We start from the raw sequence: 19,745 nt of genomic DNA, 5'->3' as shown, positions 1-19,745 counted from the left end.
CTTTCGGGGTCGCGCATCTCTAGCCCTGTTGCGCGGGGTTGGAAAGTCTGGCGCGCGTTGCAGGGCCGGTGCGCGCAACGGTCGGCGACTGGGCCGGGGCCGGGGCCAGCAAAGGCTGGCCGAAGGGGGCGCACGGGGCGGGCACCGGGGAGGCACGGGGCGTACACCGCGCGTACACCGCTTGCGGCCCCTCTGTTAACGGATCGTCAAGGGATGCGGCGAGGGGCGGGACGGGGCGGGCGGGACGGGGCGCGGGCGGAACCCTGGCCGCCCATGAGGGTTGTGTCCGGAATTCCCCTCACCCCGAAAGCGAGAATGACATGAAGAACCCATGGATGAGCGCCTGGCTGTCGGCTGCCAACAGCATGACCGGCGCGGCGCGCGGACAGATGATGTCCGAGATGAACAAGACCCAGACCCAGATGATGCAGGAATGGCAGAAGGCCTGGACCGATGCCTGGATGGGGATGTGGTTCCCCGGCAACCGGCGGTGACGCCGGGCACCGGCCCCCAGGACGCGAAAGGCCGCCCGAAGGGGCGGCCTTTGTCATGCCCGGAGGCAGGTGTGGCGGCGGGTTCAGCGACGACGGTCGCGGCGCGAGCTCATCGGTTGGAAGGCGACGCCGACATGCGCCTCGCAATAGGGTTTGCCCGCGACCGAAGGCAGGCCGCAGAACCAGAACTTGTCGGTGGCCGGGTCGCCGATGGGCCATTTGCAGGTCCGCTCGGTCAGTTCCATCAGGGTCAGCTTGCGGGCGCGCTTTTCGACCTCGCGGACCGAGGCCAGCGCCTCGGGCGAGATCTCGTTGGCCGAGGGCTGCGGCGGCAGGGGCTGACCCGCGGGCACGATCGGGCGACGCGGGACCGGGGTGAAGGTCGGCTGCACGGCGGCGGGCTCGATCGGCTCGGGCTCGGGCAGGCGTTCGGCGGGCTGGGGCGCGGGGGCGGCGCTGGCCGCGGCCGGCTGGGGCGCGGGCTTGGCGGGCTTCTTCTCGGCCACGGGTTCGGGGGCGGGCTGGGGCGCGGGTGCGGCCTCGGCCTCGTCGTTGCGGTTCGACAGGCCCAGGCGGTGGACCTTGCCGATGACCGCGTTGCGGGTCACCCCGCCCAGTTCCTTGGCGATGGCGCTGGCCGACTGACCCTCGGACCACATGCGCTTCAGCGTCTCGACACGTTCATCCGTCCAGGACATGGCTGCCTTTCCGGGCGGGTCTGACCTGCCGCCCCATCTTGAAACCTTCGATTGGTCCCGTCAGAAACGGGATGCCGAGATTTAGCCGCCGAAGCGCAGAAATTCAAGGACCGCCAGATGACCTTCCGGACAATCGCCGAACCCGCCCCCGCAGAGAGGGTCCCGGACCGGCCCATGGGCGTGCGCCGCTTTGGCCGCGTCAACTGGCTGGGACTGCGGACCCTGGCCACGCGCGAGGTCATGCGCTTCATGGCGGTCTGGCAGCAGACGATCTTTGCGCCGCTGATGACGGCGGGCCTGTTCGTGGTGGTTTTCGCGCTGGCGCTGGGCCAGGGACGGGGCGAGATCATGGGCCTGCCCTATCTGGTCTTCCTGGGGCCGGGCATCCTGATGATGACGGTGATCCAGAACGCCTTTGCCAACACGTCCAGTTCCATCACCGCGGCCAAGGTCCAGGGCAATATCGTCGACACGCTGATGCCGCCCCTGTCGGGGGGCGAATTGCTGGCCGGTTACCTGAGCGGGTCGGTGGTGCGGGCGGGGCTGGTGGCCACGGTGATCGGCACCGGGATGGTGCTGGTGACCGGGCGCGGCATCGCCCATCCGCTGTGGGCGCTGGGCTTCGTGCTGCTGGCGGCGCTGTTGATGGGGGGGTTGGGGATCCTGGCCGGGATCATGGCGCAGAAGTTCGACCAGATGGCGGCGATCACCAATTTCATCATCACGCCGCTGAGTTTCCTGTCGGGCACCTTCTATTCCGTCGATGCCCTGCCCGAGCCCTTCAACACGCTGTCGCACTGGAACCCGGTCTTTTACCTGATCGACGGGGCGCGATACGGCGTCACCGGGGTCGGCGACGCGCCGCCGCTGCGCGGTTTCCTGATCTGCGGGGCGGTGGTCGTGCTGGTCCTGGCGCTGGCGCTGCGCTGGCTGAAAACCGGCTATCGGATGAAAGCGTGATTGCGCCAAAGGGGCGTTGGCGCTATGGCGGTGGGCATGATCGCCCGGACCGCCCTTCGTGCCCGTCCCCGACGTTGACGTTCCGTCACCGTCCGATCCTGCCCGCCCTTCACATCCTGTTCTGACATTTCGGGGAATCCGCCATGATTTCGCACGTCCTGCCGACCTATAATCGCGCACCCCTGGCCTTTGAACGTGGCGAGGGGGCCTGGGCCCTGACCGCCGACGGGACGCGATACCTGGACCTGGGCGCGGGCATCGCGGTCAATGTGCTGGGCCATGCCAATCCCGACCTGGTGGCCGCGCTGACGGCGCAGGCGGGGCGCATCTGGCATGTGTCGAACCTGTACCAGATCCCCGAGCAGGAGCGGCTGGCCGATCTGCTGGTCGATGCCACCTTTGCCGACACGGTGTTCTTCACCAATTCGGGCACCGAGGCGGCCGAGCTGGCGATCAAGATGATCCGCAAGCATTGGCACCATGCAGGCGACCCCGAGCGGATCGAGATCCTGACCTTCGAGGGGGCCTTTCACGGGCGGTCGACCGGGGCCATCGCGGCATCCGGTGCCGAGAAGATGGTCAAGGGATTCGGCCCGCTGATGCCGGGGTTCCGCGTGCTGCCCTTTGGCGATCACGAGGCGCTGAAGGCCGCCGTCAGCGAGCGCACCGCCGCGATCCTGGTCGAGCCGGTGCAGGGCGAGGGGGGCATCCGCCCGCTGCCCGATGTCTGCCTGCAGGGGTTGCGCGAGCTGTGCGACCGGACCGGCGCGCTGCTGGTGCTGGACGAGGTGCAATGCGGCATGGGCCGGACGGGGCGGCTGTTCGCGCATGAATATGCCGGGATCACGCCCGACATCATGATGGTCGCCAAGGGCATCGGCGGGGGCTTTCCGCTGGGCGCGGTGCTGGCCACCGAGGCCGCCGCGGCGGGCATGGTGGCGGGCACGCATGGGTCGACCTATGGTGGCAACCCGCTGGCCTGCGCGGTGGGCGCGCGGGTGATGGAGATCGTGGCCGATCCGGCGTTCCTGGCCGAGGTGAACCGCAAGGGCGCGCTGTTCCGCCAGAAGCTTGAGGGGCTGGTCGCGGCCCATCCGCAGGTGTTCGAGGGCGTCCGCGGGCAGGGGCTGATGCTGGGGCTGAAATGCCACGTGGCGCCTGCGGATCTGGTCAAGGCGGGCTATGCCCAGCAGATCCTGACCGTGCCCGCGGCGGATGACACGCTGCGCCTGCTGCCGCCGCTGAACATCGCCGATGAGGAGATCGCCGAGGCGGTGGCGCGGCTGGACCGGGCGGCGGCCAGCCTTGCCGCCTGAGATCGGGTTCCGGCCCGTCACGGCGGGGGACCTGCCGATGCTGGCCACATGGCTGGCGCGGCCCGAGGTCGCCCGCTGGTGGCCGGATCCCCGGCATCAGCTGGGCCTGCTGCGCGAGGACCTGGACGAGGCCGCGATGACGCAGCTGATCGCGATGGAGGGGGAGGTGCCGCTGGGATATGCGCAGCATTATCCGGCGCATCACTGGCCGGCGCCGCATTTCGCGGACTTGCCTGCCGATGCCATCGCGATCGACGTCTTTGGCGCGCCCGAGGGGATGGGCCGGGGCGGGGAGTGGCTGCGCGCGCTGGGCGACCTGCTGCTGGCGCGGGCCCCGGTCCTGGCGATCGATCCCGATCCCGGGAACCTGCGCGCGATCCGGGCCTATGAGAAGGCGGGATTTTCGGGCGACCGGATCCTGCCCGACGGGGCGGGCCGGCCGGTCCGGGTGATGACGCGCCGACGATAACTGCATCCTTTCTGCCCAGAACCGCGAAGGGAGGCTGCGCCCCCTTGACCCCGCCGTGGCAAGCAGGCTTGCTTGGCCGATATCGCCGAAAGACAGACAGATGACCCATTTCCTGGATATCCACACCACCGACCGCGAGGCGCTGAGGTCGATCATCGACATGGCCCGCGCCATGAAGACCGCCCGCAACGACCGGCCCAAGGGCACGCCCGACGACGAACAGCCGCTGGCAGGGCGCATGGTGGCGCTGATCTTTGAAAAGCCCTCGACCCGGACGCGCGTCAGCTTTGACGTGGGCGTCCGCCAGATGGGCGGGCAGACGATGATCCTGTCCGGGTCCGAGATGCAGCTGGGCCATGGCGAGACCATCGCCGACACCGCCCGCGTGCTGTCGCGCTATGTCGACCTGATCATGATCCGCACCTTCGAGGAGGCGACGCTGCTGGAGATGGCCGAGCATGCCACCGTGCCGGTCATCAACGGGCTGACCAACCGCACCCATCCCTGCCAGATCATGGCCGACGTGATGACCTTTGAGGAGCATCGCGGCCCCATCGGCGACAAGAAGGTCGTCTGGTCGGGTGACGGCAACAATGTCTTTGCGAGCTTTGCCCATGCGGCGGGGCAGTTCGGGTTCGACCTGACCTTTACCGGGCCGCCGCCGCTGGACCCCGAGCGCGCTTGCTTGGATTATGCCGCGGCGCAAGGGCGCCCGATCACCATCGAGCGCGATCCGCACAAGGCGGTGGTGGGCGCCGACCTGGTCGTGACCGACACCTGGGTCAGCATGCATGATCCGCAATCGGCCAAGGAGCGGCGCCACAACCAGTTGCGCGGATACCAGGTGAACGACGCGCTGATGGCGAAGGCCCGGCCTGACGCGCTGTTCATGCATTGCCTGCCCGCGCATCGCGACGACGAGGTCACCAGCGAGGTCATGGACGGCCCGCATTCGGTGATCTTCGACGAGGCCGAGAACCGGCTGCACGCGCAGAAGGCGATCATGCGGCATTGCCTGGGGCTGTGACTTCGCCCGCAGGTTGTCACGGAACCGTCGCGGGGCTGTGATCGCCCTGCCATGAAGAAGGTCTAAGCCGCGCTGAAGCCCCGCCGAAAAGGCGGGGCATCCCATCAGCAAGGAGCGCGTCATGGACGACTTCCAGCCGGTTCGCGGCATTTTCCGGAACAGTCAGCTTGAGCGGGCCGACGGCCCCGGCCTGAACCCGACCCGCAACCAGACCATGGGCGAGATCATCGCCGCGCGTTTTTCGCGCCGCGGCTTCATGCGCGGCGCCATGGCGGTGACCGCCATTTCCGCCACGGTCAGCCCGATGGCGCTGATGTCGGCGGATGCCGCGCAGGTGAAGGGCCGGGTCGAGGGATCGGCCTTTGATTTTCCCGAGGTCACCGCCGGCGTCGATGCCGATCACCACGTGGCTGAGGGTTATGACGCCGATGTGCTGATCCGCTGGGGCGACAAGGTGCTGGCCGACGCGCCCGAGTTCGACCCCGCGAACCAGTCCGAGGCCGCGCAGGAGAAGCAGTTCGGCTATAACAACGACTATGTGGGCTTTGTCCCGCTGGAGGGCGCCGAGGATCACGGCCTGCTGGTGGTGAACCACGAATACACCAACGAGGAGCTGATGTTCCCCGGCATCGTCACCATCGAGGCGGGCGAGGTCGTGGTGGCCCCGGCGACCGAGGAGCGCGTGAACGTCGAGATGGCCGCGCATGGCGGCACGATCATCGAGATCCGCCGAGAGAACGGCAAGTGGCGCACCCTGCCCGAGGGCAGGATGAACCGCCGCATCACCGCCAAGACCCCGATGCAGCTGACCGGTCCCGCCGCCGGCCATGCGCGCCTGCAGACCAATGCCAACCCGTCGGGGCGCGAGGTGCTGGGCACGATCAACAACTGCGCCGGCGGCGTGACGCCCTGGGGCACCTACATCATGGCCGAGGAAAACTTTCACGGCTATTTCCTGGGCGAGCTGCCGCAGGGCCATGCCGAGGCCGCCAATTACGAGCGTCTGGGCGTGCCGGGCGGCAATTACGACTGGGGCCGCTTTCACGGCCGCTTTGACCTGGCGCAGGAGCCGAACGAGCCGAACCGTTTCGGCTGGGTGGTCGAGGTCGATCCGATGGACCCGACCGCGGTGCCCAAGAAGCGCACCGCCCTGGGCCGCTTCAAGCACGAGGGCGCTGAGAGCGCGCTGTCCAAGGACGGGCGGGTGGTGTTCTACCTGGGCGACGACGAGCGGTTCGACTATGTCTACAAGTTCGTGACGGCCGGGCGCTACGATCCCGACGACCGGGCGGCGAACATGGACCTGCTGGACGAGGGCACGCTGTATGTGGCGCGCTTTGACGAGGAGGGCGGCATGGAATGGCTGCCGCTGGTCCAGGGCGAGGGGCCGCTGACGGCCGCGAACGGCTTTGCCAGCCAGGCCGACGTGGTGATCGAGGCGCGGCGCGCCGCGGACCTGCTGGGTGCCACCCCCATGGACCGCCCCGAGGACGTCGAGCCGAACCCCGAGAACGGCCATGTCTATGTCATGCTGACCAACAACACCAAGCGGGAGGAGGCCAATGCCGCCAATCCCCGCACCGAGAACGCCTTTGGCCATATCATCGAGATCATCGAGGAGGGCGGCGACCTGGCCGCCACGCGCGGCACCTGGGAGATCCTGGTGAAGTGCGGCGATCCGTCGATTGCCGAGGTAGGGGCGACCTTTTCGACCGCGACGACCGAGAACGGCTGGTTCGGGATGCCCGACAACTGCGCCGTGGATGCGGATGGGCGGCTGTGGATCTCGACCGACGGCAATTCGCCCTCCGAGACCGGGCGCACGGACGGGCTTTGGGCGCTGGACACGGAAGGCGAGGCGCGCGGCACCTCGCGGCTGTTCTATCGGGTGCCGGTGGGGGCCGAGATGTGCGGGCCCTGCATGACGCCGGACATGGCGACCTTCTTCGTGGCGGTCCAGCATCCTGCCGATGGCGGCGATGACTGGGACGAGTTCGGGCGGCCGTCCTATTACGAGGACCTGTCCACGCGCTGGCCGGATTTCCGCGACGACATGCCGACCCGGCCGTCGGTCGTGGCGATCACCAGGCAGGGCGGCGGGCGCATCGGCTGAGTGGCCGGTGGACGGGTGGCCTGAGGGCCGCCCCAGTGAGACAGGAAAAGGCCGCGCAGGTTGCGCGGCCTTTTTTGGTTGAGGCGCGGGTCCGATCAGCCGATGGCGGCGGCGCGGACCTCGTCGTCGATGGCGTTTTCGTATTGCGCGAAGTTGTCGCAGAACATCTGGACCAGCTTGCGGGCCTGCGCGTCATAGGCGGCAGGGTCGGCCCAGGTCTGGCGCGGGTCCAGCAGCTTGTCCTCGACCCCCGGCACGCTGACCGGGACATCGAAGCCGAAGTTCGGGTCGCGGCGGAACTGGACGTCGTTCAGGCTACCGTCCAGCGCCGCGGCCAGAAGCGCGCGGGTCGCGGCGATCGGCATGCGGCGGCCGGTGCCGAAGGCCCCCCCGGTCCAGCCGGTGTTAACCAGCCAGCAGCTGGCGCCGTGCTGGGCGATCTTTTCCTGCAGGAGCTTGCCATAGACCTCGGGGCGGCGCGGCATGAAGGGGGCGCCGAAGCAGGTCGAGAAGGTCGGGGTCGGTTCGCTGACGCCGACTTCGGTGCCCGGGGTCTTGGAGGTGAAGCCCGAGAGGAAGTGGTACATGGCCTGCGCCGGGGTCAGCCGCGCGATCGGGGGCAGCACGCCATAGGCGTCGCAGGTCAGCATGATCACGTTTTTCGGGTGGCCGCCGAGGCTGGTCGCCGAGGCGTTCGAGATCGCCTCCAGCGGATAGGCGCAGCGCATGTTGTCGGTGATCGAGTTGTCCTCGAAGTCGAGTTCCAGGCTGTCGGCGTCGAAGACCATGTTCTCGATCACGGTGCCGAAGCGCGAGGTGGTCGCGTGGATCTCGGGCTCGGCCTGGGCCGAAAGGTTGATCGTCTTGGCGTAGCAGCCGCCCTCGAAGTTGAAGATGCCGGTGTCGGACCAGCCGTGTTCGTCGTCACCGATCAGCACGCGCGAGGGATCGGCCGACAGGGTCGTCTTGCCGGTGCCCGAGAGGCCGAAGAAGACCGCGCTGTCGTCGGGATTGCCGGGCGCATGGTTGGCGCTGCAATGCATCGGCATGATGCCCTTTTCGGGCAGCAGGTAGTTCAGCAGCGTGAAGACGGATTTCTTGTTCTCGCCCGCATAGGCGGTGTTGGCGATCAGGATCAGCTTCTTGTCGAAGTTCATCGCGATCACGGTTTCCGAGCGGCAGCCGTGGCGTTCGGGATCGGCCTTGAAGGACGGGCAGTTGATGATCGTGAATTCGGGCGCGAAGGCCGCCAGCTCCTCGGCTGCGGGGCGGCGCAGCAGGTGGCGGATGAAGAGGCCGTGCCAGGCCAGTTCGGTGACCACGCGCACGTCGAGGCGGTTGTCGGCATCGGCGCCGCCGAACAGATCCTGCACGAAGTAGTCGCCGCCCTTCATATGCGCCAGCATGTCGGCATGCAGGCGGTCAAAGGCGTCGGGCGCCATCGGCTTGTTGTTGTCCCACCAGATCGCGTCCTCGACCGACGGGGTGCGGACCACGAACTTGTCCTTGGGCGAGCGGCCGGTATGGGCGCCGGTCGAGACGAGGAAGCTGCCGCCCAGGCCCAGCTGGCCTTCGCCGCGGGCCACCGCCTCGGTCATCAGGGCCGGCTCCAGCAGGTTGTAATAAACCCGTCCCAGCCCCTCGATTCCCTGATCCTCAAGTCGGCAGTTGGGGTTTACACGCGTCGTCATTGTCGGTGGCTCCGTGGCTGGGGTGGGGCGGCTGCCCGTTCATTCGGCACTGGATCGGCTATAACACGGGCGTTCGGGCCGAAAACAAGACAGCGCAAACAGTTAGCGCCAACGTTGAATGTTATCGCAATCAGGCCAGTTTGTGCGTCGGGCACGGCGGGCATGGAGAGAAAATTAAGTCCTTCTGCGGCAGGATGAGGGGGAGGTGATTCGCATGATCCAGCTGCATGCCACGACGATCGCGCTGGAGGGGCAGGGATTGATGATCCTGGGCCCCTCGGGCAGCGGCAAGTCCAGCCTGGCGCTGGAGCTGATGGCGGTGGGGGCCGCGCTGGTCGCCGATGACCGCACGGACCTGCGCCTGTCGGCGGGGCGTCTGGTGGCCTCGGCGCCCCTGCCGCTGCTGGGGCGGATCGAGGCGCGGGGCGTCGGCATCCTGTCGGCGGCGGCGTCGCCGCCCGTGCCGGTGGCCTGGGCCTGCGACCTGGGGCAGGCCGAAGCGGACCGGCTGCCACAGCTGCGGCATCAGGAATGGCTGGGGGTCCGGGTTTCGCTTGTGCTGGGTCCCTATCGGCCGCATCTTTACGCTGCGCTGCGGCAGATGATGCTGGGACATCGCCTGGCCTAGCCGCCCGTCCGTCGTCGCAAACAAGGAGGTCTCATGCCCCATCCCGCCAAGGCAGAAGGTGACGCCGCCCGGGGCGTCCAGCGGCTGGTGCTGGTCACGGGTCCGTCCGGGGCGGGCCGGTCCACGGCCATCAATGTGCTGGAGGACCTGGGTTATGAAGCCATCGACAACCTGCCGCTGTCGCTGATCCCGCGCCTGCTGGATGGACCCGCGCGACCGATGCCGCTGGCCTTGGGGCTGGATGTGCGCAACCGCGATTTCTCGGCCTCGAACCTGATCGAGCTGATCGACCGGCTGACCCGCGCCCCGGAATACGCGCCCGAGGTGCTGTTCCTGGACTGCAGCGCCGATGTGCTGGTGCGCCGCTACAACGAGACGCGTCGCCGCCATCCGCTGACGCCCGACCAGGAGCCGATGGCGGGCGTGCAGGCCGAGGCCGACCTGCTGGCCCCGGTCCGGGTGCGCGCGGATGTGCTGATCGACACGACCGAATTGTCGCCCCACGACCTCAAGGCGGAACTGACCCGCGTCTTCGACCTGCGACCGGATCACCGGCTGACTGTGTCGCTGCATTCCTTCAGCTACAAGCGCGGCGTGCCGCGCGGGCTGGACCTGATGTTCGACTGCCGGTTTCTGGCGAACCCGCATTGGGAGCCCCACCTGCGGCCGCTGGACGGGCGCGACGCGGCGGTCCAGGCCCATGTGAGCGCCGACCCGCGGTTCGCCGCCTTCTTCGACAAGACCCGCGATCTTGTCGAGTTCCTGCTGCCCGCCCATATGGAGGAGGGGAAGTCGCATCTGGCCATCGGCTTTGGCTGTACCGGAGGGCAACACCGTTCCGTCACTTTGGTGGAAAAGATGGCCGTTGCGCTTGCGGATGCTGGCTGGCCGGTGTCAATAAGACATAGGGAACTCGAGCGTCGGAGCACGGCGCTGCATTCTGGCGGGGATGCATCGCCCACGGGCGAGGCACGACCGACGCAGAGGCAGGCGTCATGACGATGCGGGCTTTTGGACTTGGTGGAACGCGTTGATCGGAATAGTCATCGTAGCGCATGGCGGCTTGGCGCGGGAATACCTGTCCGCTGTCGAACATGTCGTGGGCCCGCAGGTGGGAATCGCTGCCGTCGCGATCGAGGATGATCACGACCGCGCGGCCAAGACCGCGGAAATCAAGGCGGCCGCCGATGCGGTCGATCTGGGCGACGGGGTGGTGCTGGTGACCGACCTGTTCGGCGGCTCGCCGTCGAACCTGTCGCTGCCCGCCTGCGCGGTGCAGGACCGGACCATCCTTTATGGCGCCAACCTGCCGATGCTGGTCAAGCTGGCCAAGTCGCGGCACCTGCCGGTCCGCGACGCAGTGGGCTTTGCCAAGGAGGCGGGGCGCAAGTACATCAACTCCTACAATGTGCCGGTCGAGGCCGTCCTGGATCGCGAAAGCCGCGCGCGATGAGCGGGGCGGTGACGCGCGATCTGTCGATCATCAACGTCAAGGGCCTGCACGCCCGCGCCAGCGCGAAATTCGTCGACGTGGTCGAGCGTTTCGACGCCCAGGCCCAGGTCGAAAAGGACGGCATGTCCGTGTCGGGCGATTCCATCATGGGCCTGCTGATGCTGACCGCCCCGCGCGGCAGCCAGATCCGGGTCACCACGACCGGCCCCCAGGCCGCGGCCCTGGCCGACGCGCTGGAGGCCCTTGTCGGGGACTTCTTCGGCGAAGGCATGTAGTGCCCGAGCGCAAGTCCTATCACCACGGCAACCTGCGCCAAGCGCTGGTCGAGGCCACGGCCGCGCTGATCGAGGAACAGGGGCCGCAGGCCTTTACCCTGACCGAGGCCGCGCGGCGGGCGGGCGTCTCGGCCGCAGCGCCCTATCGGCATTTCAAGGGCCGTGACGACCTGCTGGAAGAGGTGGCGCGCCAAGGCTTTGTCGAATTTGCAGTCCGGCTGGAAACGGCTTTCGACGGGGGCCGCCCCCGGCCGCTGTCGGCCTTCCTGCGGATGGGGCAGGCTTATCTGGACTTCGCCTCGGACCGGCCCGGCTATTACATGGCGATGTTCGAATCCGGGATCTCGGTTGCGGGGAATGCCCAATTGGCCACCGCCTCGGGGCGCGCGCAGGGGGTCCTGATCGCCGGGGCCGAGGCGCTGGCGGCACGCCTGCCGCCCGAAAGCCGCCCGCCATCGCGCATGGTGGCCAACCACATCTGGGCGCTGAGCCATGGCGTGGTCGAGTTGTTCAGCCGCGGCAAGCCGGGCTGCCGCAGCCCCGTCGGCCCGTCCGAGATGCTGGAAAGCGGCGCGATCATCTATCTGCGCGGGCTGGGGCTGATCACCGACTGAATTTTTGCAATGGCGCTCTTGAAGGGCGCCGCGTCCTGCCCATTTATGTAAATGTGATTAACATTAACATTGGGAGACACCAGATGAACACTGCCCCTGAGCTGATTCGCCCGGCCCCCGCAGGCCCGCGTCTCGGCGAGGTTCTGGCCCGCGGGCGCGACTGGCTGGACCAGCGCGGACGCCTGGCCTGGATCGCCGCCATGGTCCTGGGCTTCATCGCCTTCTGGCCGGTGGGCCTGGCCCTTCTGTTCTACATGATCTGGAGCAAGCGCATGTTCGGATGCAGCAAACGCAGCTATTCCCCGCGTCACGTGGCTCAGTCCACCGGCAACACCGCCTTCGACGCCTATCGCGAGCAGACGCTGAAGCGGCTGGAGGATGAGCACCGCGAGTTCATGGACTTTCTGGCCAAGCTGCGCGAGGCCAAGGACAAGGCCGAGTTCGACCAGTTCATGGAAAAGCGCGGCGACAAGGTCGACGCCTGATCCTTGCGCGGGGCCGGCCCGAACCGGCCCCGTCGCCTCATTCGCCCCGGGGAAAGCGCTGGTTGTCCTCCAGCACGTTCAGGTCCATGTGGTTGCGCATGTAGCGTTCCGACGCCCGCTGCAGCGGCTGGTGGTCCCAAGGGTAGTAGGCGCCGTTGCGCAACGCCTCGTAGACGATCCAGCGCCGCGCCTGCGACTGGCGCACCTCGGCGTCATAGGCGGCCAGATCCCACCGATCCACCGCCTGCGCCCGCAGCCGTTCCAGCGTGCCGGCATGGGCCGGATCGCCGGCAAGGTTCACCCGCTCGTCCGGGTCGCTGTCCAAGTCGAACAGCATCTCGGGATCGGCGCGGCAGGCGACGTATTTCCAGCGCCCGTCGCGCAGCGCGACCAGGGGCGTAATGCTGCCCTCGGCCGCGTATTCCATCGGGACCGGGCCGCGATGCCCGGCCTGCGCCAGTGACACGCCGTCGGTCCATGGTGCGATCTCGTCCATCGGCAGGCCGGCCAGATCGCAGAGCGTCGGCAGCACGTCGATGGTGCTGACCGGCTGATCGACCCGCCCCGGTGCCATGCCGGGGGCCGAGATCATCAGCGGCACACGCGCTGAACCTTCAAAGAAGTTCATCTTGAACCACAGGCCACGCTCGCCCAGCATTTCCCCATGGTCGGACAGGAACAGGATGATCGTGTCCTGCTGGCGCGTCGCCTCCAGCACGTCCAGGATCTCTCCGATCTTGTCGTCGACATAGCTGATATTGGCGAAATAGCCCTGCCGCGCGCGGCGGATGTGGTCGTCGGTGATCTCCAGCCCGCGCCAGTCGCAGGCGTCCATCAGGCGCTGCGAATGCGGGTCCATCTCCCCGTAGGGGATGGTCGCGGGCGGCGCCAGTTCCGGGATGCCGTCATACAGGTCCCAGTGCTTGCGCCGCGCCACGAAAGGGTCGTGCGGATGGGTGAAGCTGACCGTCAGGCACCAGGGCCGGTCGTCCTTGCCGCGCGCCAGGTCGTACAGCTTGCGGCAGGCGTGATAGGCGACCTCGTCGTCATATTCCAACTGGTTGGTGATCTCGGCCACGCCCGCGCCGGTGACCGAGCCGAGGTTGTGATACCACCAGTCGATCCGCTCGCCGGGCTTGCGATAGTCGGGGGTCCAGCCGAAATCGGCCGGGTAGATGTCGGTAGTCAACCGTTCCTCGAAGCCGTGCAGCTGGTCGGGGCCGACGAAATGCATCTTGCCCGACAGGCAGGTGTGCCAGCCCGCCCGGCGCAGGTGATGCGCATAGGTCGGGATGTCCGACGCGAATTCCGCTGCGTTGTCATAGACGCGGGTGCGGCGCGGCAACTGGCCCGACATGAAGCTGGCCCGGCCGGGGGCACAGAGCGGGCTGCCGGTATAGGTGTTGGCGAACCGGGTCGAGCGTTCGGCCAGCCGTTTCAGGTTCGGGGCGTGCAAAAAATCGGCCGGACCGTCGGGGAAAAGCACCCCCGACAGCTGATCGGCCATGAGGATCAGGATATTGGGCCGCATCTTCAGCCCTGGACCGCCGACTGCACCGCATCCAGGCCCGGCTGCCCGTCCAGCGTCGTCACGCCCTCCAGCCAAGGCTCAATCGCTTGCGGGTTGGCGGCGATCCAGTCGCGGGCCGCTTCCTCGGCCGCCATCCCGTCATCCAGGATCTTGCCCATCAGCTGGTTTTCCATCGGCACGTCGAAGACCAGCTGGCTGAACAGGCGCGCGGCGTTCGGGCAGGTTTTGGCCCATTCGGCGCGGGCCAGCGTGTGGACGGTCGCACCGCCGTAATCGGGGCCAAACTGCGCATCGCCACCCGACAGGTAGGTGATGTCGATCGCCTCGTTCATCGGGTGGGGCGCCCAGGCCAGGAAGACGGTGGGCGTGCCGCTGTTGCGCTTGACCTGCGCCAGCATGGCCTGTTCGCCGCTTTCGACCAACTGCCAGTCGCCCAGCCCGAATTCATCGGCGTCGATCATCGCCTGGATCGACTGGTTGGCCGGGGCGCCCGGTTCGATGCCATAGATCTTGCCCTCGAAGGCATCGCGATGGGCGTCCAGGTCGGCAAAATCGGCCACGCCCTGCTCCACCCCGGCGGGGTTCACCGCCAGCGTGAACTTGGCGCCCTCCAGGTTGCGGGTCAGCTCGGTGATGCCACCGGCCGCGTCCAGATCCTCGCGGAAGCGCGCCTGCGCGGGCATCCAGTTGCCCAGGAAGACATCGGTCTGCGCGCCCTTCAGCGCCTCGTAACCCACCGGGACCGAAAGCGTGGCGATGTCGGGCTGATAGCCCAGCGCGCTCAGCAGGACCGAGGCGACGCCGTTGGTGGCGGTGATGTCGGTCCAACCCGGATCGGACAGGCGGACCGTGCCGCAGGTGGCGGCGTCCTGCGCCAGGGCGGGCAGCGACGTCAGGGTCGTCAGGGCGACGGCAGCGGCAAGGATCTTCTTTGTCATGGGTCTCTCCTGTCGGGGTTGTTGATTATCCGCTCAGTCAAGAACGATTTCCCGCGGCGTGACCGTCTGATCGCGACATTCAGCGCGTCGGAACTGGGCTTTCGCCGCGGTAATCGTAAAAACCGCGGCCGGTCTTGCGACCCAGCCAGCCGGCCTCGACATATTTGGTCAACAGCGGGCAGGGCCGGTACTTGGTATCGGCCAGCCCGTCATGCAGCACGTTCATGATCGCCAGGCAGGTGTCCAAGCCGATGAAATCGGCCAGTTCCAGCGGACCCATCGGGTGGTTCGTGCCCAGCTTCATCGCGCTGTCGATCGAACTGACGGAGCCCACGCCCTCGTAGAGCGTATAGACGGCCTCGTTGATCATCGGCATCAGGATGCGGTTCACGATGAAGGCCGGGAAATCCTCGGCGGTGGCCGAGGTCTTGCCCAATTTCTCGACGACCTCGTGCAGGGTCTTGTAGGTCGCCTCGTCGGTGGCGATGCCGCGGATCAGCTCGACCAGCTGCATCACAGGCACGGGGTTCATGAAGTGGAAGCCCATGAACTTCTCGGGGCGGTCGGTGCGGCTGGCCAGGCGGGTGATCGAGATCGACGAGGTGTTCGAGGTCAGGATCGTCTCGGGCTTCAGATGCGGCAGCAGGTCCTCGAAGATCGCCTGCTTGACGGTCTCGCGCTCGGTCGCGGCTTCGATCACCAGGTCGGTCTGGCCCAGGTCAGACAGCTTCAGCGTGGTGCGCAGGCGGGCCATGGCGGCGGCCTTGGCCTCGGCCGCGATCTTGCCGCGGCCGACCTGGCGCTCCAGGTTGCGGTCGATCAGCGAGATGGCCTTGTCCAGCGCCTCCTGGCTGATGTCGGTCAGCACCACGTCATAGCCTGCAACGGCAAAGACATGCGCGATGCCGTTGCCCATCTGACCCGCACCGATCACGCCAACCGATTGAATTGCCATTTCCGATCCCCTGCTTGTCATCGCCCGGACGATAGGGCGGGTGGCAGGGTGCTGCAACGCAAAACCGCCCCCGGCAAGGGGGGCGGTTCCGGCGTCCTCCGTGGCGGGACGCGCTTAGAGTTTTTCGGTCAGTTCGGGGACGATGGTGAACAGGTCGCCCACCAGGCCATAGTCGGCCACCTGGAAGATGGGGGCCTCCTCGTCCTTGTTGATCGCGACGATGACCTTGCTGTCCTTCATGCCGGCCAGGTGCTGGATCGCGCCCGAGATGCCGACCGCGACATACAGGTCCGGCGCCACGACCTTGCCGGTCTGGCCCACCTGCCAGTCGTTCGGGGCATAGCCCGAATCGACCGCCGCGCGCGATGCGCCGACGGCGGCGCCCAGCTTGTCGGCCAGCTGCTCGATCAGCACGAACTGCTCCTTGGAGCCGATCGCGCGACCGCCCGACACGACGCGTCCGGCCGAGGTCAGCTCGGGGCGGTCGCTCTGCGCGACCTCATCGTTCAGCCATTTCGACAGCGCCGGGTCGTCGGCCAGGGTCGCGTCGGCCACCGGGGCGGCGGCGCCGTCGCCCGCCGCGTCGAAGCTGGCGATGCGGATGGTCATGACCTTGGTCGCGTCCGAGGATTTGACGGTCTGGATCGCGTTGCCGGCATAGACCGGCCGCTCGAAGGTGTCGGCATCGATCACCGCCGACACCTCGGAGATGACCATTACGTCCAGCAGCGCCGCGACGCGGGGCATGACGTTCTTGGCATCCGTGGTCGCGGGGGCGACGATGTGGCTGTAATCGCCGGCAAGGCCGACGATCAGCGCCGCGGTCGGCTCGGCCAGGCGGTGGCCGTAACGTGCATCCTCGGCCACAAGAACCTTGGAGACGCCGGCGATGGTGGCGGCGGCATCGGCGGCCGCGCGGGCCTGCGCGCCGGCGCAGAGGACGGTCACCTCGCCCAGGGCCTGGGCGGCGCTGACGGCCTTGGCCGTCGCGTCGCGGCTCAGTTCGCCATTGGTGACTTCGGCAAGCAGCAGAACAGCCATCACACGATCCCCGCTTCTTTCAGTTGCGACACCAGCTCGTCGACCGAGTTGACCTTGATGCCCGCCTTGCGGCCCTCGGGCTCGCGCGTGCTGACGACGGTCAGGCGCGGCGTGACATCGACGCCGTAATCGGCGGCGGTCTTTTCCTCGAGCGGCTTCTTCTTGGCCTTCATGATGTTGGGAAGGCTGGCATAGCGCGGCTCATTCAGGCGCAGGTCGGCGGTGACGATCGCCGGCAGCTTGACCTCGATCGTCTGCAACCCGCCATCGACCTCGCGGGTGACCTGGGCCGCATCGCCCGAGATCTCCAGCTTGGAGGCGAAGGTCGCCTGGCTCCAGCCCAACATCGCCGACAGCATCTGGCCGGTGGCGTTCATGTCGTTGTCGATCGCCTGCTTGCCGGCGATGACCAGCTGCGGCTGCTCCTGATCCACGATCGCCTTCAGAAGGCGCGCGACGGCCAGCGGCTCGATGTCCTGATGCACGTCATCGGCGGCGACGACCAGGATGGCCCGGTCCGCGCCCATGGCCAGCGCCGTGCGCAGCGTCTCGGCCGCCTGCTTGACGCCGATGGAGACCACCACGATCTCGGTCGCGGCGCCCTTTTCCTTCAGACGGATCGCCTCTTCGACGGCGATCTCGTCGAAGGGGTTCATCGACATCTTTACGTTGGCCAGATCGACACCAGATCCGTCCGCCTTCACGCGGGCCTTCACGTTGTAGTCGATCACGCGCTTGACTGGCACGAGAACCTTCATCGGTCTCTCTCCCTTTGTTGCGTCATCTGTCGAGCCGCAGTGTTAGACAGGGAATCCGCTCAATAACAGGGCAAAAACGTCACGGAACGTTGCGTTTGCGCCGCGCCGCTGGCGTGACGGGCGCTAACGGCTGGCGCCGGGCACCCACAGCACGTCCTCGGTCCCGCCGCCATTGGCCAGGCGCCCGGCCACGAACAGCCAGTCCGACAGCCGGTTCAGATAGCGCACGGCCGAACCGTTCACGTCGCCTGCAGCCAGCAGTTCGGTGGCGCGGCGCTCGGCCCGGCGCGCCACCGTGCGCGACAGGTGCAGATGCGCGGCCAGCGGCGTGCCGCCGGGCAGGATGAAGCTGCGCAGGGGCTGCAGGTCGGCGTTCATCTGGTCGATCTCGGCCTCCAGCCGGTCGACCTGGGCGTCGATGATGCGCAGCACGGGGTATCCCGCCTGGTCGTCGGCGGCCATGTTGGGCCGCGACAGGTCCGCGCCCAGATCGAAGAGGTCGTTCTGGATCACCGCGATCCGCTCGGCCAGCGGGCCTGCCGCATGCAGGCGGCAGAGGCCGAGCGTCGCGTTCAGCTCGTCCACGGTTCCATAGGCCTCGACCCGCGGATCGTGCTTGGCCACGCGGCTGCCGTCCGACAGGGCCGTGTCGCCCTTGTCGCCGGTGCGGGTATAGATCTTGTTCAGGACGACCATCAGTTTGCCCTCCACCAGACGAACAGAAGCAGGATCAGGATGGCCGCGGCCTGGGCATAGAGCCGCCAGCGCATCATCCGGTTGCCGTGCTTGCGGTTGAACTCGCCGCCCCGGGCAAAGCCGCCGATGCCGGTCAGCAGGATGGCAACCACCACGCCGATGCACAGCATGGTCACGATAAGCAGAGGTTTGTCTTGCATGGGCAACACCGCCTTTCGGCCGCGACCCTAGCTGCGGCGGGCAAACCAGTCCAGAGCGCGGCTTGGCAGAACCCGCCGCGCGACGCCCGAAATCCGTGTCGGAGCCGTGACATAGTAGCGCGGGGCGGGGTCGGGCGCCGTCAGCGCGGTCAGGATGCGGTCGCTGACCGCGCCTGGCGGCAGCTCGAACCGGTCCTTGCCCGAAGGCTCGTAGAGACGCTTGAGCAGCGTGGCGCGGTACTGGTCGGCGCGGGCGCTGGCCTGCCAGTTCACCCACCGTTCGAAATGCGGGATGGTGTTCACGCGGATGCGGCTGGTGATCGGGCCGGGCTCGATCAGGATGATCTTGACGGGCGTGCCGTGCATTTCCAGCCGAAGGACGTCGGTCAGCCCTTCCAGCGCGAATTTTGTGGCCACATAGGGACCGCGCCAGGGAATGCCGACCAGACCCAGGACGGAGCTGATGTTGACGATCCGGCCGCCGCGCTGCCGGAAATGCGGGATCAGCCGCGTGGTCAGGTCATGGGTGCCGAACAGGTTCACCTCGAAGATCGCGCGCAGGGCGCCGCGGGGGATATCCTCGACCGCGCCGGGCAGGGCGAAGGCGGCGTTGTTCACCAGCCCGTCCAAGGGTCCATTCTGTAACGCGGCCTCGGCGCAGGCGGCGACGCTGTCCTCGTCCGCAAGATCAAGGTGCAGGCATTCCATCCCCTCGGCCCGGCGCGCGGCGATGTCCTCGGGTCGGCGGCAGGTCGCCACCACGCCAAAGCCCTCGGTCGTCAGGCGTCGGGCGGCGTCGAGGCCGATTCCGGACGAACAGCCGGTGATCAGGATGCGGCCGCGCGTCACGGTGCCTCGGGCGACAGGAACTGCCCCGAGGCAAACCCGGTCTGGCCGCCAGGCGCGCGGATCTGGACCCAGTCCGCGTCCGCGGGACCCAGGGCCTGGACGGGGGTGCCGCGGTCGATGCCGGCGATGACCGGGTTACCAGTTCCGGGGCCGCTGCGCATGTTCACGCGGTTGGCAGTCACATAGAGAACCTGACCCTCCTCTGCGTCATCTGCCTTGTCGGCTTCCGGCGCCTGGCCCGCATGTTCGGGCGAGGGCGCCAGGGCAGGCCCGGGAAAGCGCTGGACGCGGGCGGCGGTCTGGCTGGCGGCGGGGATGATCTGGGCCGGTGCCTCCGCCGGCAGGGGCGCGGCCGGCTGATCCGGCAGCGCCGGGGCGCCCGCGTCCTGCGCCGCGCTGGCCTGCCGCACCGGGACCGGACGGCGGTCGGCGCGCAGGTTGTCGTCGCCATAGACCATCAGCACCGCGAACAACCCGACCAGGGTCACCAGCATCAGCAGTCCCAGTTTCATCATGTTCCGCCCACCCCGTCCCGTCATCTGGCCTTAGCCGAT

23 protein-coding genes are annotated in these 19,745 nt (G+C 67.8%); 12 read left to right on the top strand and 11 right to left on the bottom strand.

What is annotated here, in order from left to right:
• Window positions 1–335 precede the first annotated feature (335 nt).
• Window positions 336–494 carry a hypothetical protein gene (locus ACNR9W_RS14010; protein WP_419270162.1) on the top strand — a complete coding sequence of 53 codons (159 nt, stop codon included), beginning with the start codon at window positions 336–338 and terminating at the stop codon, window positions 492–494.
• Window positions 495–577: 83 nt separating this feature from the next.
• Here ACNR9W_RS14010 and ACNR9W_RS14005 read toward each other — a convergent pair whose 3' ends face one another.
• Window positions 578–1,192, bottom strand: a complete 615-nt coding sequence (locus ACNR9W_RS14005) for a GcrA family cell cycle regulator (protein ID WP_419270164.1) — start codon at window positions 1,190–1,192, stop codon at window positions 578–580.
• Between the two features lie 117 nt (window positions 1,193–1,309).
• Between ACNR9W_RS14005 and ACNR9W_RS14000 the strand changes: the two genes are divergently transcribed.
• From ACNR9W_RS14000 to ACNR9W_RS13980, 5 genes are all read left to right on the top strand, one after another.
• Window positions 1,310–2,152 carry an ABC transporter permease gene (locus ACNR9W_RS14000; RefSeq protein WP_419270166.1) on the top strand — a complete coding sequence of 281 codons (843 nt, stop codon included), beginning with the start codon at window positions 1,310–1,312 and terminating at the stop codon, window positions 2,150–2,152.
• A gap of 143 nt (window positions 2,153–2,295) precedes the next feature.
• Entirely contained in the window at window positions 2,296–3,468 is a 1,173-nt protein-coding gene (locus ACNR9W_RS13995) for an aspartate aminotransferase family protein (RefSeq protein ID WP_419270168.1), read from the top strand.
• The gene (locus ACNR9W_RS13990; RefSeq protein WP_419270170.1) at window positions 3,458–3,937 is read left to right on the top strand and encodes a GNAT family N-acetyltransferase; all 480 of its coding nucleotides are present in this window, start codon (window positions 3,458–3,460) and stop codon (window positions 3,935–3,937) included. Before ACNR9W_RS13995 ends, ACNR9W_RS13990 begins: the two co-directional genes overlap by 11 nt.
• Before the next feature lie 100 nt (window positions 3,938–4,037).
• Entirely contained in the window at window positions 4,038–4,964 is a 927-nt protein-coding gene (gene argF, locus ACNR9W_RS13985; protein WP_419270172.1) for an ornithine carbamoyltransferase, read from the top strand.
• 121 nt (window positions 4,965–5,085) lie between these two features.
• The gene (locus ACNR9W_RS13980) at window positions 5,086–7,077 is read left to right on the top strand and encodes a PhoX family protein (RefSeq protein ID WP_419270174.1); all 1,992 of its coding nucleotides are present in this window, start codon (window positions 5,086–5,088) and stop codon (window positions 7,075–7,077) included.
• A gap of 95 nt (window positions 7,078–7,172) precedes the next feature.
• Here ACNR9W_RS13980 and ACNR9W_RS13975 read toward each other — a convergent pair whose 3' ends face one another.
• Window positions 7,173–8,768 carry a phosphoenolpyruvate carboxykinase gene (locus ACNR9W_RS13975; protein WP_419270176.1) on the bottom strand — a complete coding sequence of 532 codons (1,596 nt, stop codon included), beginning with the start codon at window positions 8,766–8,768 and terminating at the stop codon, window positions 7,173–7,175.
• A gap of 214 nt (window positions 8,769–8,982) precedes the next feature.
• Here ACNR9W_RS13975 and ACNR9W_RS13970 point away from each other — a divergent pair, with 214 nt between their 5' ends.
• From ACNR9W_RS13970 to ACNR9W_RS13945, 6 genes are all read left to right on the top strand, one after another.
• A complete protein-coding gene (locus ACNR9W_RS13970) occupies window positions 8,983–9,396 on the top strand; it encodes an HPr kinase/phosphorylase (RefSeq protein WP_419270178.1) in 414 nt (137 codons plus the stop codon).
• A 33-nt stretch (window positions 9,397–9,429) separates the two neighbouring features.
• Window positions 9,430–10,395, top strand: coding sequence for an RNase adapter RapZ (gene rapZ / locus ACNR9W_RS13965; RefSeq protein ID WP_419270180.1), 966 nt, complete (start codon window positions 9,430–9,432; stop codon window positions 10,393–10,395).
• A gap of 31 nt (window positions 10,396–10,426) precedes the next feature.
• Window positions 10,427–10,849 carry a PTS sugar transporter subunit IIA gene (locus tag ACNR9W_RS13960; protein WP_419270182.1) on the top strand — a complete coding sequence of 141 codons (423 nt, stop codon included), beginning with the start codon at window positions 10,427–10,429 and terminating at the stop codon, window positions 10,847–10,849.
• Window positions 10,846–11,124, top strand: a complete 279-nt coding sequence (locus tag ACNR9W_RS13955) for an HPr family phosphocarrier protein (RefSeq protein ID WP_419270183.1) — start codon at window positions 10,846–10,848, stop codon at window positions 11,122–11,124. The genes ACNR9W_RS13960 and ACNR9W_RS13955 overlap by 4 nt, the downstream gene beginning before the upstream one ends.
• Window positions 11,124–11,738, top strand: a complete 615-nt coding sequence (locus ACNR9W_RS13950) for a TetR/AcrR family transcriptional regulator (RefSeq protein WP_419270185.1) — start codon at window positions 11,124–11,126, stop codon at window positions 11,736–11,738. The genes ACNR9W_RS13955 and ACNR9W_RS13950 overlap by 1 nt, the downstream gene beginning before the upstream one ends.
• A gap of 83 nt (window positions 11,739–11,821) precedes the next feature.
• Window positions 11,822–12,223: a DUF2852 domain-containing protein gene (locus ACNR9W_RS13945; RefSeq protein ID WP_419270187.1), complete on the top strand. Its 402-nt coding sequence runs from the start codon at window positions 11,822–11,824 to the stop codon at window positions 12,221–12,223.
• A 37-nt stretch (window positions 12,224–12,260) separates the two neighbouring features.
• On the opposite strand, the gene betC is transcribed toward ACNR9W_RS13945, so the two are convergent.
• The 9 genes from betC to ACNR9W_RS13900 all read right to left on the bottom strand — a co-directional run bounded on the left by betC (window position 12,261) and on the right by ACNR9W_RS13900 (window position 19,706).
• On the bottom strand, window positions 12,261–13,754 hold the full coding sequence (betC, locus tag ACNR9W_RS13940) for a choline-sulfatase (protein ID WP_419270189.1): 1,494 nt from the start codon (window positions 13,752–13,754) through the stop codon (window positions 12,261–12,263).
• A 2-nt stretch (window positions 13,755–13,756) separates the two neighbouring features.
• Window positions 13,757–14,692 carry a choline ABC transporter substrate-binding protein gene (gene choX, locus ACNR9W_RS13935; protein WP_419270190.1) on the bottom strand — a complete coding sequence of 312 codons (936 nt, stop codon included), beginning with the start codon at window positions 14,690–14,692 and terminating at the stop codon, window positions 13,757–13,759.
• A 79-nt stretch (window positions 14,693–14,771) separates the two neighbouring features.
• Window positions 14,772–15,647, bottom strand: a complete 876-nt coding sequence (locus ACNR9W_RS13930; RefSeq protein WP_419270191.1) for a 3-hydroxybutyryl-CoA dehydrogenase — start codon at window positions 15,645–15,647, stop codon at window positions 14,772–14,774.
• A gap of 114 nt (window positions 15,648–15,761) precedes the next feature.
• Complete coding sequence (locus tag ACNR9W_RS13925) at window positions 15,762–16,688, bottom strand: electron transfer flavoprotein subunit alpha/FixB family protein (protein ID WP_458478507.1); 927 nt, start codon at window positions 16,686–16,688, stop codon at window positions 15,762–15,764.
• Entirely contained in the window at window positions 16,688–17,446 is a 759-nt protein-coding gene (locus tag ACNR9W_RS13920; protein ID WP_419270208.1) for an electron transfer flavoprotein subunit beta/FixA family protein, read from the bottom strand. Before ACNR9W_RS13920 ends, ACNR9W_RS13925 begins: the two co-directional genes overlap by 1 nt.
• Before the next feature lie 123 nt (window positions 17,447–17,569).
• A complete protein-coding gene (locus tag ACNR9W_RS13915; protein WP_419270210.1) occupies window positions 17,570–18,142 on the bottom strand; it encodes a cob(I)yrinic acid a,c-diamide adenosyltransferase in 573 nt (190 codons plus the stop codon).
• A complete protein-coding gene (locus tag ACNR9W_RS13910; protein WP_111299724.1) occupies window positions 18,142–18,342 on the bottom strand; it encodes a twin transmembrane helix small protein in 201 nt (66 codons plus the stop codon). Before ACNR9W_RS13910 ends, ACNR9W_RS13915 begins: the two co-directional genes overlap by 1 nt.
• A 27-nt stretch (window positions 18,343–18,369) precedes the next feature.
• Entirely contained in the window at window positions 18,370–19,191 is an 822-nt protein-coding gene (locus tag ACNR9W_RS13905) for an SDR family NAD(P)-dependent oxidoreductase (RefSeq protein ID WP_419270212.1), read from the bottom strand.
• The gene (locus tag ACNR9W_RS13900; RefSeq protein ID WP_458478506.1) at window positions 19,188–19,706 is read right to left on the bottom strand and encodes an SH3 domain-containing protein; all 519 of its coding nucleotides are present in this window, start codon (window positions 19,704–19,706) and stop codon (window positions 19,188–19,190) included. The genes ACNR9W_RS13905 and ACNR9W_RS13900 overlap by 4 nt, the downstream gene beginning before the upstream one ends.
• Window positions 19,707–19,745: the final 39 nt, after the last annotated feature.

The sequence above is a fragment of the Paracoccus sp. T5 genome (genome assembly GCF_048538155.2).
In the GTDB taxonomy this organism is placed as follows: Bacteria; Pseudomonadota; Alphaproteobacteria; order Rhodobacterales; family Rhodobacteraceae; genus Paracoccus.
The sequence above is the reverse complement of the archived record's forward strand: the minus strand, read 5'-3'. Positions and strand labels throughout refer to the sequence as shown.